Below are 911 nucleotides of genomic sequence, written 5' to 3'. Positions count from 1 at the left end.
GCGCTGGTGGGTGGGTTGCTGGTCGGGGGTGCGCTGGTGGGTGGGTTGCTGGTGGGTGGGGTGCCGGGGACGGTGGTGGTGGCGTTGTTGAGGGCGTTGAGGACTGCGGTGTAGGCGGGTTTGGGTTGGCTGTTGCGGTCGAACAGGAGGGGGTTTTCGTTGCCGCGCCAGGAGTCGCTGTCGCGGATGCCCCAGGTGGTGATGCCGACGCAGCGGGGGACGCTGGCGCAGGCTTGGGTGAGGCCTTGGTACTGGGTGGTGGAGGCGTTGGTGACGTCGGCTTCGGTGAGGGCGACGTCGACGCCGAGGGCGGCGAAGCTGGAGAGGGTGGTTTGGAAGTTGCTGGGGAGGCTGCTGCCGCCGGTGAAGTGGGTTTGCAGGCCGACGCAGTCGATGGGTACGCCGCGGGCTTTGAAGTCTTTGATCATGTTGTAGACGCCTTGGGTTTTGGCGTATGTCCAGTTTTCGATGTTGTAGTCGTTGTAGCAGAGGGTGACGTTGGGGTCGGCGGCGCGGGCGGTGCGGAAGGCGACTTCGATCCAGTCGTTGCCGGTGGCTTGGAGGTTGGATTGGCGGCGGGTGCCGTTTTCGGCGAAGGCTTCGTTGACGACGTCCCAGGCGTAGAGTTTGCCTTTGTAGTGGGCCATGACGCCGTTGATGTGTTCGATCATGGCGTTGCGGAGGCTGGTGCCGCTGAGGCTGCCCCAGAAGCCGGGTTGTTGGGCGTGCCAGGCGAGGGTGTGGCCGCGGACCCGCATGCCGTGTTGGACGGCCCAGTTGTAGATGGCGTCGCCGCGGGAGAAGGTGAAGACGCCGGGGCTGGATTCGGTGGCGTCGGGTTTCATTTCGTTGACGGCGGTCATCATGTCGAACTCGCGGTTGGCGATGGTGAGGAAGCCGGAGTCGCTGAG

At 65.0% G+C, this 911-nt stretch carries 1 protein-coding gene; it reads right to left on the bottom strand.

Annotated elements, in window-relative coordinates; genetic code table 11:
* A partial coding sequence (locus tag ACXN5W_RS30350; protein WP_473161814.1) for an endo-1,4-beta-xylanase occupies nucleotides 1-911 on the bottom strand: 911 nt, incomplete at both ends.

The organism is Plantactinospora sp. A48 (assembly GCF_055793945.1).
This window is presented reverse-complemented; position numbering and strand designations above follow the sequence as displayed.